The organism is Rathayibacter sp. AY1F9, from assembly GCF_002932155.1.
GTDB lineage: Bacteria > Actinomycetota > Actinomycetes > Actinomycetales > Microbacteriaceae > Rathayibacter.
Map to the genome: position 1 here is coordinate 32,938 of NZ_PSVA01000020.1, position 14,191 is coordinate 47,128.

A 14,191-nucleotide genomic window follows, 5' to 3' on the forward strand; every position below is an offset into this window, starting at 1 on the left:
GCGGCGCCGAGCGCGAGGCGGCGGCGCGGGCGCGCGTACGGACGAACGGGCGCCGAGGGGTCACGGACGGTCGCTTCGGGAGGACGGAAGGAGCCGTTCGCGACGCATCGGAGCAGGCCGGGACGTCGCGGCGGCGCCGAGCGCGAGGCGGCGGCGCGGGCGCGCGTACGGACGAACGGGCGCCGAGGGGTCGCGAACGGTCGCTTCGGGAGGACGGAAGGAGCCGTTCGTGCCGCATCGGAGCAGGCCGAGGGCACGGACGGGGCATCGCGGCGGGGATCCGCGCGAGGCGGCGGCGCGGGCGGGCGCTGATCCGTCGCTCACGGCCTGCGGAGGAGCGCAGGACGGGCCGTCCGCGACGGATCGGAGCGGGCCGGGCGCGACTGGGCGCCGCATGCGGAGCGAGCGCGGGCCTGCCGGAGGGCGCCGGGCGTCGATCCGTCACGAACGGCCCGTGCGGGAGGACGGAACGGGCCGTCAGCGACGGATCGGAGCGGGCGGCCGGAGGCCGGGCCGACGGAGCGGAGCGGACAGCAGCGCCCGTCGGCGGAGCGGGCGGCGCCGCGGCCGGTCAGCGACGGGTGGGAGCGGGCCGCCGGAGGCCCGGACCGACGGAGCGGAGCGGACAGCAGCGCACGCGGGCGGGGCGGGCGGCGCCGCGGCCGGTCAGCGACGGCTGGGAGCGGGCGGCCGGAGGCCCCGGCCGACGGAGGGGAGCGGACAGCAGCGCACGTCGGCGGAGCGGGTGGCGCCCCGGCCGACGGCCCGGCGGACGGCCCGGCGGGCGGCCGGTGGCGCGAGGTGCGCTCGCGCGGGGCGCGGCGGCGGGGGCGCGCCTACTCTCGCGGGATGACTGCGACGGCTCCGCGACTCCGGCACGACCGACTGGTCGCCCCCGACGTGCTGCGCGGAGTGGCGGTGGCTGCCATGCTCGTCGCGCACGCGATGCCGCTCGTGCCGAGCGCGCGCACGGGAGTGGTCGGGTTCCTGGCGTGGAACGTCAACGATCTCGCGTCGCCGCTGTTCGCGCTGGTGATGGGGATGTCGGCGGCCCTGGTGCTCGCGCGGCCCGGTGCCTCGCCCGGGCGGGTGCTGCTGCGGAACGCGATCCGCGGCGCGGTGCTCGTGGCGCTCGGCGTCTGGCTCGAGACCTGGGGCAGCTGGATCGCGATCGTGCTGCAGTACCTCGGCGTCGTGCTCGTGCTCGGCACGCCGCTGCTGCTCGTCCGCTCCCGGACGATCGCCGCGCTGGCCGCTGTGCTCGCGCTCGCCGCCGGGCCCGTGAACGCCGCGGTCGCCGCCGCCGCATCCGGCTCTCCGCTCGCCCTCTGGCTCTTCACCGGGCCGAGCTACCGCGCGACCAACCTGCTCCCCTTCTTCCTCCTCGGAGCCCTGCTGCTGCGGCACGGCGCGCAGCGCGACCGGCTGCTGCCGGTGCTCGCGGCGGTCGCGGTCGTCGCGTACCCGGTGCGGCCGCTGGTCGCGCTCCTGCTCGGCGTGGAGTCGCCCTCCGGCAGCCTCCCGGACACCCTGCACGACCTCGGGCTCGTGCTCCTGGCCTACGTCGCGGTGGTGCTGTCGACCACGTCGCGCTCCCCCGCTGTCCAGCGGCTGCTGGTGCCGCTCCGGGCGATCGGCACGCTCGCGCTCTCGGTCTACGTGCTGCAGGTGGCTCTCGTCGCAGCGCTCGCGCGGGCGGGCCTCGGCTACTCCGCCGACACTCCGCTCGCCGCTCTCGCCCTCGTGCTCGGTTTGTGCACGGCCGCCGTGCTGTGGTGGCGGTTCCTCGGTGCCGGCCCCGTCGAGCGGCTGACGGCGCGGCTCACCGGGCTCGTGCCGCGCTGAGCCCCCGGCGGCCCGGACGAAGCCCGCTGCGGCCCGCGGCGAGCTCGCCTGAGCTCGCGTCGGGCCGCAGCGACCTCGGCTGAGCCCCCGACGCCCGACGGCCCGTACCCGGGCGCAGGCCGCCGGGCGTCCCCTCCCTCAGCGCGCGAGCGCCGACGCCTCCTTCGCGAGGGCCGGGCCGTGCGCCGCGAGCACCAGGTCGCGCACCGCGGTGGCCGGGAGCGACGCGGCTCCGGCCGGCAGCAGGTCCGCGTCCGAGGCCAGCACGAGCGGAGTGTCCGACGACGAGGACGGCAGCCTCCCGTGCGTGCCGCGCACGAGCGACGCGTCCAGGGGCACCAGGTTCATCGCGTAGCGCAGCCCCAGTGCCTTCTTGGCCAGGTTGCCCGCCGCCTTCGCCTTCACCAGCGGGTCGGCCGGATCGAAGAAGAGCTCGGCCGGGTCGTAGCCGGGCTTGCGGTGGATGTCGACGCCGCGGGCGAAGTCGGGCGCGCGGTCGTCGTCGAGCCAGTAGTAGTAGGTGAACCACGCCCCCGGCCGGGCGACCACGACGAACTCGCCCGAGCGCTCGTGGTCGAGGCCGTAGCGGGCCTGCGCCTCCCGGTCGAGCACCTCGTCGACGCCGTCGAGCCCCTCGAGGATCGAGCGCACCCGCGGCAGGTCCGCCGCGTCCTGCACGTAGACGTGCGCGACCTGGTGGTCGGCGACGGCGAACGCGCGCGACGTCCACGGGTCCAGCTGCTCGCGGCCGTCCTGCACGTAGACCTCGAGCAGGCCCTCGCGGCGGAGCGCCCGGTTCACGTCGACCGGAGTGTCGGCGTCGGCGATCCCGTACTCGGCGACCACGATCACCGACGCGCCCAGCGCCTCCGCGTCGTCGAGCAGCGGAGCGAGCACCACGTCGAGCTCCGACGCGGCCCGGCGCGCCTCGGGCGAGTCCGGTCCGAAGCGCTGGAGGTCGTAGTCGAGGTGCGGCAGGTACGCCGTGGTCAGCTCGGGCGGGCCGGAGCCGTCGCCCGCCAGCACATGCCGGGTCGCGTCGACCATCCACTGGGTCGAGCGGAGCGACGCGGTCGGCCCCCAGTACTGGAACAGCGGGAAGGCGCCGAAGCGCGAGACCAGCTCGTCGTGCAGCGCCGGCGGGCGCACGTACGCGTCCGGCGACTTGCGGCCGTCGGCGTGGTAGATCGGGCGCGGAGTGACGGTGACGTCGGTCGTCGCCCCCATCGCGTACCACCAGCCGATGTTGGCCGCGCGGTACGGCTCCCCGCTCAGCCGGCGCGCGGTCTCCCAGACCTTCTCTCCCGTGACCAGGCGGTTGTGCTGGCGCCACAGGTGCACCTCGCCGAGGTCGCGGAAGTACCAGCCGTTGCCGACGATCCCGTGCTGCGCGGGCATCGAGCCGGTGAGCATGGTCGACTGCACGCTGCAGGTGACCGCGGGCAGGACCGTGTCCAGCGGCAGGCGCCCGCCCGCGCGGGCCAGCCGAGAGAGGCGGGGCATGTCGGCGAGCGCCGTCGAGGTCAGCCCGACCACGTCGAGCAGCAGCACGGGCCTCACAGCGCCGCCGCCTGCGGGAGGAGGGGCGCCAGCAGCGCCTCTCGGGAGGCGGGCGTGAGCAGGTGCGCGGCCGCCCAGGCGAGCTCGGCGCCGATGCCCGTCGAGAGGTCGCTCGGGGCGTCGGCGAGCACCGACCAGGTGTAGGTCTCGACGTCGAGGTGGATCTCGTCGTACGGCCAGGCGGCGTCGACCGCCGAGACCGCCTCCGCCAGGACGGCAGTGGTGGCCGAGAGCGGCGCCTCCGGCCGGTGGTGCAGCGGCACGTGGAAGTGCACGCGCCACGGGCCGGTGCCGGGGAGCGTGTCCAGCGCCTCGGGCAGGTCGTCGACGCGGAGCACCCCGTCGATCCCGTTCTCGCGGGTCTGGTGCAGGTAGCGCTTCTCGACGAACGGCGTGAGCGCGGCGCGGCCCGAGGGGTCCTCCAGGTGGAGCGCGGCCGAGGCCTGCACCTTGACCACGCGCAGACCCGCGTCGCGGATGCGGCGGACGGCCGAGACCGGGTCGGCGAAGGAGACGGCGAGGTGGCAGGTGTCGAGGCACAAGCCCACGTACGCCGGGTCGACCACTCCGATCCGCGGGTGCAGCCAGTCGACGACGTCGTCCACGGTGTCGAGGATGCAGCCGGGCTCGGGCTCGATCGCCAGGCGGATCGCGTGGCCCGTGGAGCGGCGAAGGTCGCGCAGCTCCTCGACGAGCCGGGCGAGGTTCCGGCAGGCGGCCTCGTCCTGCTCCCGTCCCCAGCCCTCGCGCCAGCCCAGCGGCAGCGTCGAGATGCTGCCGTCGGCGCCGGCGGGCAGCAGGTCGGCCAGGATCCGCGCGCAGTCGATCGTGTACTGCAGGCGCTCCGGCGTGGTCCAGTCGGGGCGGTAGACGTCGAGCTTCACGACCTCGGCGTGGAACGCGGCGTACGGGAACGCGTTGAGCGTGCGCACCTCCAGGCCGTTGCGCTGCAGGGCCGCGCGGAGGACGGCGCGGTCCTCGGCGCTGGCGACCAGGCGGGCCGCGAGGTCGCGCGGGATCCACAGGCCGACTCCGACCAGGGCGAGCCCGGCGGCCACGCGCGCGGGTCCGGCGTAGACGTCGAGCTGGCGGACGACTCCGGCCAGGTCCTCGGCGGGATGGACGTTGGTGCAGTAGGAGAGGTGCATCACACGACCTCCGCCACGCGCGGCGCGCCCCGGAGCACGGAGTTGCCCTCGAAGGTGCGGCCGGCCGACTCCTGCACGTCGAAGCCCGCGACGGGCGAGAGGTCCAGGCGTCCGCTCTGCCCGTAGAACTCGACCGGGTTCTGCCAGAGCAGCCGGTCCACGTCGCCCGCGCTGAAGCCGGCGACGAGGAGGAGGCGGCCGGTCTTCGCGGTCGTGAGCGGGTCGGAGCGGCCCCAGTCGGCGGCGGAGTTGACCAGCACGCGGTCCAGCCCGATCCGCTCGACCAGCGTCACCAGGCGGGTCTCGTCCATCTTCGTGTCGGGGTAGATGGAGAAGCCCATCCAGCAGCCGGAGTCGCGGACCGCGTCGACGGTGACCTCGTTGAGGTGGTCGACGAGGACCCGCCCGGGCTCGAGACCCGAGTCGGCGACGACCTCGAGTGTGCGGCGGGTGCCCGACTCCTTGTCGCGGTGCGGCGTGTGCACCATCGCGGGGAGGCCGTGCTCGCCGGCGAGCTCGAGCTGCTGGCGGAAGACCTGGTCCTCCTCGGGGGTGAGCGAGTCGTAGCCGGTCTCGCCGACCGCGACGACGCCGTCCTTGGCGAGGTAGCGGTCGAGCTCGGGCAGGACCGCCCGGCAGCGCGGGTCGTTCGCCTCCTTCGGGTTGAGCCCGATGGTGCAGTGGTGGCGGATGCCGAACTGCGCGGCGCGGAAGCGCTCCCAGCCGATCAGGGCGTCGAAGTAGTCCGTGAACGAGCCGACGTTCGTGCGCGGCTGTCCGAGCCAGAAGGAGGGTTCGACGACCGCGCGGACGCCGGCGTCGAACATCGCCTGGTAGTCGTCGGTGGTGCGGGAGGTCATGTGGATGTGCGGGTCGAAGATGCGCATCGTCGCGCCTTTCTCATCGGTGGTGGTGCCCCGCGGTCGGGGCGGCGTTCGGGGGCGGTCAGCTCGGCAGGAGCACCGCCAGATCGTCCGGGAGCGGGCGCCCGGCCGCGCGGCGCTCGTCGGCGAAGCGGCCGGCCATCGCGCGCAGCTCGGCGTCGCTGCGCTCCTCCAGCCCGGCGACCGCCGCGAGCGGGACGCCGAGGAAGACGAGCTTGAGCACCCCGTGCCGCCAGGCGTGCGGGTCGAGGTGGCGGCGGGCGAAGGAGCCCATCGCCGCGGCGACGAGCCGGGTGTCGTTGGCGCGCAGGGCGTCGGCGGTCAGCTCGAGGCCGGCGAGGGTCGTCGCCGGTCCCGGGTCGCCGAGGGCGTTCAGCCCGGCCAGCACTCCGCGGCGCTCGGCGCCGTCCCCGCCGCGGTAGAGGCGGAGGAGGAGAGCGGCCAGGTCGTCGTCGCCGAGCGCCTGCGCCGCGGCCTGCACCAGGGCGGCGCGGGCCGCGTCGTCGTGCGTGCCGTGGACGAGGCCGTGCGGGTCCTCGGCGGGCCGGAGCGGCTCGCGTCCGGCCTCGCGGCCCGCGGCGGGGAAGAAGCGCTCGATCCGCGACGGGCGCTCGAGGACGGCGGAACGGGCGGCCGCGGTCCACGGGTGCCCGGCGTGCGACGAGGCGCCGCCGAGCGCCTCCTCCATCGCCGCGAGGCTCGCCACAGCCAGGCGGGGCGCGTCGTGCGAGTGCCGGGGCAGCTCGACGGCGGCGATCCCGCGGTAGCCGATCTCGGCGAGGGTCGCGAAGGCGGCCGCGAGGTCGAGCGATCCGGTGCCGAGCTCGAGGTGCTCGTGCCGCTCCGGGAGCATGTCGTCGACCTGCACGTTCAGCAGCAGGTCCCCGGCGCTGCGGAGGGCTCCGACCACGCCGTCCGGCTCCACCACGACGCAGTGGCCGAGGTCGACCGTCAGCCCGACCGACTCCGGGTCACCGAGCTCGCGGCGCAGCAGCAGCGCGTCGGCCACCGTCTCCACCAGCATCCCCGGCTCGGGCTCGACGGCCAGCCGCACGCCGTGGCGCTCGGCCGTCGCGACGACGCCGCGCATCCGCTCGACGAGCAGCCGCCAGGCCGCGGCCGCATCCGCGCCCGCCGGCACGACCCCCGACCAGAGGGAGACGGCGTCGGCGCCCAGCAGCGCGGCGATCTCGATCGCGCGCTCGAGGAAGCGGACCCGGGGGCCGGCCTCCTCGTCGACCAGCGTGGGGCGGTGCTTCGCGAACGGGTCGAGCAGGTACCGCGCGCCCGTCTCGACGACCACGCGCAGGCCCAGCTCGTCGAGCCGCGACCGGAGCGCCAGCGTCCGCTCGCGCCAGTCGGCTGCGAAGGGATCGAGGTGCGGGTGCCCGAGGGTGAGCGCGACGGCGCGGTACCCCGCGGCGTGGATCACCGTGAGCGCGTCGTCGAGGGTGTGGTCGGCGAAGCCGTTGGTGCCGTAGCCGAGGACGGGTCCGGTGGCGCTCATGTGATGTCCGCCGTCCGCGGGCGGCGGAGCAGGAGGGAGCCGAGCGCGTCGAGCGCGAGCAGCGCCGCCCCCAGCTCGGGACGCTTCAGACCGGCGAGCGCGGCCTGCAGCGGGATCATCCCGGTGATGCCCGCGCGGGTGGCCGTCCGCGCGGCCGCGGCCGTCGGCGTCCGCACGGCCTGCAGCTGCGCGGTGAGCACGAGCAGGAGCCAGCGCCCGAGGCCCGCGGCGACGACCGCGGCGGGGGCGGCCCGGCGCTCGGCCAGAGCGCCGGCCGCGGTGGACAGCGCGATCGCCGCGGTGCCGGCCGAGACCGCTCCCGCCGCGACCGGGGTGGTGCCGTGCACCTCGCCGCGCGAGAGCACGGTGACGCCGAGCGTGTGCGCGGCCACGGCGGCGGAGGCGGGGGCCGCCGCGCGCACGCCGTCGACGCCCGCGCCGAGCAGCACGTCGAGACCGCGGCAGGCCGCCATCACGACCGGGCCCAGCGGAGTCGGCTTCGCGAGCAGGTCGTACGACCAGATCCCGGCCGCGAGCGGCAGCGAGAGCGCGAGCGAGCGCCGCCCGTCCACGACGGCCGCCACGACGATCCCCGCCGCGGTCAGCGCGGCCGCCGTGCCCAGCGCCGCCGAGCGCCGGATGCGCCCCGAGGGGATCGGCCGCTCGGGCCGCTCCCGGGCGTCGAGCTCGGCGTCCGCGTAGTCGTTGAGCGCCATGCCCGCCGAGTAGAGCAGCGCCGAGGACAGCGGGAGCGCGACCGTGCGCGCTCCCACTCCGCGGCCCGCCCACGCTCCGCCCGCGACGGTGTCGCCGATCACGGTGAGCGCGGCCTTCGCGCGGACGAGCTCGAGGTAGTCGCGCAGCTCAGCCATCGCTCCGCGTCCCGCTCGTCACCGGGGTGCGGCGCTCGGCGACGAGCGCGCCGGTGCGGGCGGACCAGGCCACCAGCTCCGCGGTCTGCTCGGCGAAGCCGTGCACGTCGCTGCCCCACGGGTCCTTGAAGAAGAAGCCGAGCTCGCCGACCGGGCCCGAGACGCCGGCCTCGTCCGCGAGCGCCAGCAGGCGGGCGAGGTCGAGGATCAGCGGCGCCGCGAGGGCCGAGTCGTACGCCGACCAGATCGTCTGCACCGTGATCCGCGAGCCGAGGAAGCCCTCCGCGTGCACGTGGTCCCAGGCGGTCTTGACGTCGCCGAGGTCCGGGACGTTGTCGATGTGGAGCGGAGTGACGACGTCGTCGCCGAGGAGGCTGCGGAGTCCGCGGTTCTTCGAGACGAGCTTCGAGCGCACCGCCTCCGGGTCGGCGAGGGTCTGCCCGTCGCCGCCGCCGAGGAGGTTCGCGCCCGCCCACGAGAGCACGCGCATCCCGCGCGCCGTGAACATCGGCGCGAGCACGCTGCGGAGCAGGGTCTCCCCCGTCTTGCCGTCCTGGCCGGCGATCGGGATCCCGGCCTCGGCGGCCCACTCCTCCAGGGCCGGCAGAGCCAGCGCGGTCGAGGGAGTGAAGCAGGCGTAGGCCGCGCCCGCGACGACGGCCGAGAGGGCGGCGATCGAGCTCGGCGGCAGGAGGCGCTCGCCCGGACGCGCCAGGGCGGCGCGCAGAGCGGCGAGGTCGTGGAACTCGGGACGGTCGGCCGGCAGCACCTCGGTCGAGGCGACGTCGATCACGACGACCCGGGCGAGGCCGTGGCGCTCGCGGAAGGCGACGATGTCGGCGGCCCGGCGGTCGATCTCCTCCTGCTGCGACGCGGCGTCGGCGGGGGCGAGGCGGATCTCGGCGTCGGTCGCGTCGATCCGGTCGGCCACCTCGGCGACGACCGAGGTCGGGAACATGCCGCCGGCCGCGAGGCCCGTGGCCTTCTCGAGCAGCGGGGTCGGCGAGACGTCGTGGCCGCCGATGACGATGTCGGCGAACCCGGCGAGCGGGACGTCCTCGAAGGCGGGGGTCGCGGTGGCGCAGCCCGAGCTGGGCGCGGCTCCGGCGGCGATGGCGTGCAGGCCCACGGCGGCCGTGGTGGCGACGCTGCCCCGGGCCCCGATCAGCCAGAGGCCGATGCGCCCGCTCGATCGGGGGGCGCCTGTGGTGGTGGTGTCGGACGAGGTCATCGTTCTCTCCTGTCTGGAAGGGCTGGCTGAGCGGCGATCGTCGGGGCGCACCCGGGCGATCGGAGTGGGGAGGGGCCTCGGCCGGGCGCGCGTCGCGCCTCCGGCCGGCCGTGTTGCGCAGGAACCGCACGCAGGGCCCGCCGAGATTGCGCGACCGTGCGTCGACTGGTTTCCTCAGGTGTGCTGTCCCCCGAACCCGTCCTCCGGGCCGAGAGAAGGAGCTGAGCGTGGCCGAGCGCGCGGGTACCGCGACCGGCGACATGCTGAGGCTGTTCGCCGACGGTCGGCCGCGCACCCGCGCCGAGCTGGTCGAGGAGACGGGCCTCGCGCGGACCGCGGTGATGACGCGCCTGGAGCAGTTCTTCGAGCTCGGACTGATCGCGCACCTCGACCGCGCTCCGTCGACCGGCGGCCGTCCGTCCGCGCGCCTCGTCTTCGACCCGGCCGTCCGCTCGCTCCTGGCCATCGACCTGGGCGCGGCGCACTCGACCATCGCGCTGACCGACTTCGACGGCCGCATCATCGCCGAGCGCCGCGAGGAGCTCGACATCGCGCAGGGCCCCGTGGCGGTGCTCGGGCACGCGCTCGACGTCTGCGACGGGATCCTCGCCGCGGCCGGGGTCGACCGCACCGCCCTCGCGGGCATCGGGGTCGGCGTGCCCGGCCCGGTGGAGCACGCGAGCGGCCGCCCGGTGCGCCCGCCGATCATGCCCGGCTGGGACGGCTTCGACATCCCCGCCTTCGTGCGCCGGCGCTACGACACCACGGTGCTCGTCGACAACGACGTGAACCTGCTGGCGCTCGGTGAGCGGGCCTCGCGCTTCCCGCACGCCCTCGACCTGATGTTCGTGAAGGTCGGCACCGGCATCGGCGCGGGCATCGTCTCGTCCGGGCTGCTCCAGCGCGGAGCCCTCGGCTCCGCGGGTGATCTCGGCCACGTCCAGGTGCCGCGCACGGCCCCGGCCGCGGCGGGCGGTCAGGAGGGGGACCTCGAGGCGGTCGCGGGCGGCTCCGCTCTGGCCGCCGGGCTCGCCCGGGCGGGCCGCGACGTGCAGTCGGTGCGCGAGCTGATCGACCTGCTGAAGGTGCGCGATCCCGAGGCCGTCGAGGCGGCGCGGATCGCGGGACTGCAGCTCGGCGAGGTGCTGGCCACCTGCGTGAGCCTGCTGAACCCCTCCGTCATCGTGCTGGGCGGCGCGGTCGCCCTCGCCAGCCCGGAGATCCTGACGGCCGTGCGCTCGGTGATCGACGAGCGCTCCCTCCCCCTCGCGACGCAGCGGCTCGACGTCGTGACCGCCGAGCTGGGCGGCAGCGGGGGCGTGCGCGGTGCCGCGCTGATGCTGCGCGGGCACCTGCTCAGCCCCGCCGTGGTGGACGGCTTCCTCGAGCAGCTGCGCGCCGAGGGGCGGGCGGTCCGCTAGAGCGGCGGCCGCGCACCCGGAGGCGGCGGGCCGCGCCGGCGCGATCCCCCGCGGACCGCGCCGGCCGCACCCGGTCAGGAGCGGACCTCCGCGCGGTCGGCGTCCTCCGGCTGGGCGCCGAGAGCGGCGGCGACGGCGGCGTCGATGCGCGCCTGCTCCCCCGCGGCCCGGCGGCGGCGGCGGACGACGGTCAGCACGATGAGCCCGATGAGCAGGGCGAGGAGGAGCACGGCGCTCCACGGCACGGCCGCGGCCGAGGTCTCGGCGGTGGCGACCGGCACGTCGGGGACGACGACGGCGGAGTCGGCCTGCGCGGCCTGGTCGGCGGTGACGACGGTGCCCGAGAGCGCGGCGCGGGCGGTCGCGACGAAGAGCGGCCAGACTCCGGCGACGGTCACGGTGCGCGAGACGGAGGTTCCGGGGAGGAGCTCGGGCAGCGGCTCCGGGTCGGTCATGGACACCGGCGCGAGGCCGAAGAGGCCGGCGACGCTGATCTCGGCGCCCGGCGCGATACGGGTGTTGCCCGCGTTGGTCACGGTGTAGTCGACGGTCGCGGAGCCGGGGGCGAAGGGGTTCCAGCCGCCCTCGTACGAGACGGCGAGGCCGTCGATCGACAGGCGCGGGGCGAGCTCGCCGCCGACGCGGAGGTACATGCGCGAGCCCAGGCGCCGGTCGACCGAGACTCCGGTCTCGCCCTGCACCAGGATCGAGGAGACGACGCCCGCGGCGTAGTCGCCCGGGGTCACGTCGTCGGGGACGACGACCTCGAACGGGACCTGCACGCTCTCGCCGGCGGGCACGGTGACCTCGGGCTCGGGGAACGCGATCCAGCTGCCGAGCTGCGTCGAGGGCTCCGCGGCGGGGAGCAGGTCGAGCTGGCCGGCCTCGGTGATGAAGCCGTCGGAGCCGTAGACGCGGAACGTCTGCTCCTCGTCGTCGTAGTTGGAGACGATCAGGGCGTCGCTGAGGCGTCCGCCGGGATCGAGGGCGTACGCGTAGTTCGGCCGCTCGCTGCCCTGCTCGGTGTCGGCGGGGCGCACCCCCCAGGTGACCGGCGTGGAGGCGGGGTCCGCCTCCTGGGCACCCGCCTGAGCCGAGAGGCCGCCGGCTGCGAGGAGCGTCATCAGCAGCAGGGCGGCGGTGGTGCGGGAGGTGCGTGGCATGAGCGACATCGATCAGGCTTCCGTTGCAAGGGGGGATGCCTCCCCGCGGGACGCCGCTCCGGTGCGCGGCACGCCGAGCGGGGCGGACCGGAGTGGCGTCTCGCGGGGAGACGGGGGGAGGGTGGGGCGGCCCGGAGGCCGCCCCACCGGTGCTAGCCGAGCGCGGTGAGCGTCAGCGTCGCGGTGTAGGTGCCGGTTCCGACCGAGAGCGGGAGCTTCAGGTCGAGGTCGGCGCCCAGGACCGAGGATCCGGTCGGGTGCTGCGCCGCGGCGGAGCCGAGGACGCGGGGCGTGGCGAGGCCGTTGCCCGAGTCGAACCCGGAGGGGACGGCTGCGCCCGCGACGGCACCGCCGGTGTTCTCCAGGACCTCGGGGGTCCAGCCGAGGTGCTTGCCCGAGAACGTCTTCTCGCCGGAGCGGAAGTCGCTCAGCTGGCCGGTGACCGACCAGGCCGGGCCGTTGAGGCGGGTGTCGGTCACGCGGACCGGCACGAGCTCACCGGAGGCGGCGAAGTGGTCGCCCTGCTCCTCGGCGACGCCGAGGTTCACCAGGTTGCTGGTGCCCTCGAGCGTCCAGGTCAGCTCGCCCTTGTTGGCCTCGGGGACGATGACGGCCACGGCCTGGTCGCCGGCCGCCGCAGCGCCCGCCGCCGTTCCCGTGAAGGTGCCGTCGACTCCGGCGGCGGTGTTGCCCGCGCCGAAGTTGACCGCCGGCGCGTTGTCGGTGAGCGCGATGCGCCCGCTGACCGTCGAGCCCGCGAGCTGGACGTTGCCGGAGTTGCCCGAGAGCGTGAGGTTCCCGCCCACCGTGTTGCCGAGGGCCGAGGCCGAGCCGTCCTCGTTCGCGCCCAGGAGGACGCCGCGCGAGGAGCCGGTGACGGCGAGCGAGCCGCCGACGATGGCGCCCTGCACGTTCACGCCGAAGTCGCTGCCGGCGAAGGTGGCGTCGCCGCCGACGCTGGTGCGGTCGACGTCGACGTAGTTCGCCGCGTCGGTGCTGACCGAGCCGTCGACCGAGAGGTCGCTGAACTCGACGTCGATCCCGCCGGCCTCGACCATGCCGCCGACCGTGAGGTCGCGCAGGTAGAGGAAGCCGTTGCGGCTGCCGTCCGAGAACGACACGACGTCTCCGCCGACGCTGGTGCCGTCGATCGAGATGCCGTACGCGTCGGTGCCGATGACGTCGCCGCCGATGGTCGCCGAGGTGGCGTCCAGCCAGGCGTCGTCGCCGACGATGACGTTGCCGGTGACGGTCACGTTGCCGAGCACGCAGGTCTGGCCCGCGCCGACGTTGAGGTCTCCGGTGATCGTCTGGTTCCCGAGCTCGGTGGTGCAGTCCGTCGTCGCCGCGAAGGCGGACGGTGCGGCGACCATCGCGAGGGAGGCGGCCGCGAGGACCGCCGTGGGCGTCTTCCACTTCATGGGGGTTCTCCTCGGTGCGCTCGTGCGCGTCGTGCTGGTGGTGGTGCTGTCGGTGCGGCGCGCGCGGCGCGGGGTGCGCTCAGCCACGGAGCGCAGCGATCGCGGAGTAGCTGCGGGAAGCGGCCTCGAGGGAGTTCCCCGTGCTCGGCGGCGTCGCCAGCGTGGGAGCGGTGTCCTGCTCCCAGACGCCGAAGCGCTGGCCGCGGTCGCGCAGCTCCGAGAGGAACGCCTGGTAGGGCAGGTTGCCCGCGCCGAACTCGACGATGTCGTAGCCGTTGGTGTTGGCGTTGTTCGTCTTGCCGTCCTTGAGGTGCAGGATCGGGTAGCGGCGCGGGTTGCGCTTGATGTAGTCGAGCGGCTCGAAGCCCGGGTAGAGCTTCTTGCCGACGTACGCCCAGTAGACGTCCATCTCGAGGTACACGTGACGCGGGTCGGTGTTGTCGTAGAAGAGGTCGTACAGGCGGGTCTTGGGGTCGTCCGTGGCGAACCCGAACTCACCGGCGTGGTTGTGCTGGTAGAGCTTCATGCCCGCGGCCGAGACCTGCTGGCCCCACTTGTTCCACTCCTCCGCCGCGGCGAGGTAGCCCGCCTTGGTGTTGACGTTGGTGGGCGCGTTGCCGGTGCCGAGGTGCGGCGTGCCGAGGATCTGCGCGATCTCGATCTGCTTGCCCAGCTCCGAGCGGAGGAGGTTGGTGCCGACGTGCGAGCCGACGGCGCGGAGGCCGTTGTCGTCGAGCAGCTGGCGGATCTGCTGCGGGGTGATCGCCCCGACGTTGCCCTGGGTGTACCCGGCGAACTCGATCTCGCTGTAGCCGATGCGGCCGAGCTCCTCGAAGACGGCCCGGAAGCCGAGCGACGAGACCTTGTCGCGGACGCTGAAGAGCTGGATGCCGATGCGGTTGATCGGGACCAGGCGCGTGGATCCGGACGAGGGCGCGGGGGCGGCCGTGGCGGGCGCCGCGAGGGCTCCCGCTCCGACGCCGACCGCGACGGTCGATGCGGCCAGGGCCGTCATCAGCGAGCGCCGGCTCATCGGCTTGGCCGTGATGGATGCGTGGTGGTGGTGCATCATTTCTCCTTCGAAATGGCAGATGGTGCAGGGGGTGGGGGGCCGGCCGGCCCGGTCGAGCCGGCCGGCC

11 protein-coding genes are annotated in these 14,191 nt (G+C 75.3%); 2 read left to right on the forward strand and 9 right to left on the reverse strand.

Annotated elements, in window-relative coordinates:
- Positions 1 to 849: 849 nt before the first annotated feature.
- Entirely contained in the window at positions 850 to 1,845 is a 996-nt protein-coding gene (locus C5C37_RS12710; protein ID WP_104339022.1) for a DUF418 domain-containing protein, read from the forward strand.
- A gap of 138 nt (positions 1,846 to 1,983) precedes the next feature.
- On the opposite strand, the gene C5C37_RS12715 is transcribed toward C5C37_RS12710, so the two are convergent.
- The 6 genes from C5C37_RS12715 to C5C37_RS12740 are packed head-to-tail and all read right to left on the reverse strand — an operon-like array spanning position 1,984 to position 9,047.
- Entirely contained in the window at positions 1,984 to 3,405 is a 1,422-nt protein-coding gene (locus C5C37_RS12715; protein ID WP_104260663.1) for an alkaline phosphatase family protein, read from the reverse strand.
- Entirely contained in the window at positions 3,402 to 4,553 is a 1,152-nt protein-coding gene (gene eboE / locus C5C37_RS12720; protein WP_104260679.1) for a metabolite traffic protein EboE, read from the reverse strand. Before eboE ends, C5C37_RS12715 begins: the two co-directional genes overlap by 4 nt.
- Positions 4,553 to 5,440 carry a TatD family hydrolase gene (locus tag C5C37_RS12725; RefSeq protein WP_104222466.1) on the reverse strand — a complete coding sequence of 296 codons (888 nt, stop codon included), beginning with the start codon at positions 5,438 to 5,440 and terminating at the stop codon, positions 4,553 to 4,555. Before C5C37_RS12725 ends, eboE begins: the two co-directional genes overlap by 1 nt.
- A 58-nt stretch (positions 5,441 to 5,498) precedes the next feature.
- Positions 5,499 to 6,944, reverse strand: coding sequence for an EboA domain-containing protein (locus C5C37_RS17935; protein WP_104339023.1), 1,446 nt, complete (start codon positions 6,942 to 6,944; stop codon positions 5,499 to 5,501).
- On the reverse strand, positions 6,941 to 7,816 hold the full coding sequence (locus C5C37_RS12735; protein WP_219812291.1) for an SCO3242 family prenyltransferase: 876 nt from the start codon (positions 7,814 to 7,816) through the stop codon (positions 6,941 to 6,943). Before C5C37_RS12735 ends, C5C37_RS17935 begins: the two co-directional genes overlap by 4 nt.
- Entirely contained in the window at positions 7,809 to 9,047 is a 1,239-nt protein-coding gene (locus tag C5C37_RS12740) for an inositol-3-phosphate synthase (protein WP_104222464.1), read from the reverse strand. The genes C5C37_RS12735 and C5C37_RS12740 overlap by 8 nt, the downstream gene beginning before the upstream one ends.
- 227 nt (positions 9,048 to 9,274) lie before the next feature.
- Between C5C37_RS12740 and C5C37_RS12745 the strand changes: the two genes are divergently transcribed.
- Positions 9,275 to 10,468, forward strand: a complete 1,194-nt coding sequence (locus C5C37_RS12745) for an ROK family protein (protein ID WP_258067006.1) — start codon at positions 9,275 to 9,277, stop codon at positions 10,466 to 10,468.
- A 74-nt stretch (positions 10,469 to 10,542) separates the two neighbouring features.
- Here the strand turns inward: C5C37_RS12745 and C5C37_RS12750 are convergent, their stop codons facing one another.
- From C5C37_RS12750 to C5C37_RS12760, 3 genes are all read right to left on the reverse strand, one after another.
- Positions 10,543 to 11,631 (reverse strand): hypothetical protein, encoded by a 1,089-nt coding sequence (locus C5C37_RS12750; protein ID WP_146085231.1) that lies wholly within the window; start codon positions 11,629 to 11,631, stop codon positions 10,543 to 10,545.
- 152 nt (positions 11,632 to 11,783) lie between these two features.
- Positions 11,784 to 13,052, reverse strand: a complete 1,269-nt coding sequence (locus tag C5C37_RS12755; protein ID WP_104339025.1) for a hypothetical protein — start codon at positions 13,050 to 13,052, stop codon at positions 11,784 to 11,786.
- 79 nt (positions 13,053 to 13,131) lie between these two features.
- Complete coding sequence (locus C5C37_RS12760; protein ID WP_219813837.1) at positions 13,132 to 14,121, reverse strand: sugar phosphate isomerase/epimerase; 990 nt, start codon at positions 14,119 to 14,121, stop codon at positions 13,132 to 13,134.
- Positions 14,122 to 14,191 lie beyond the last annotated feature (70 nt).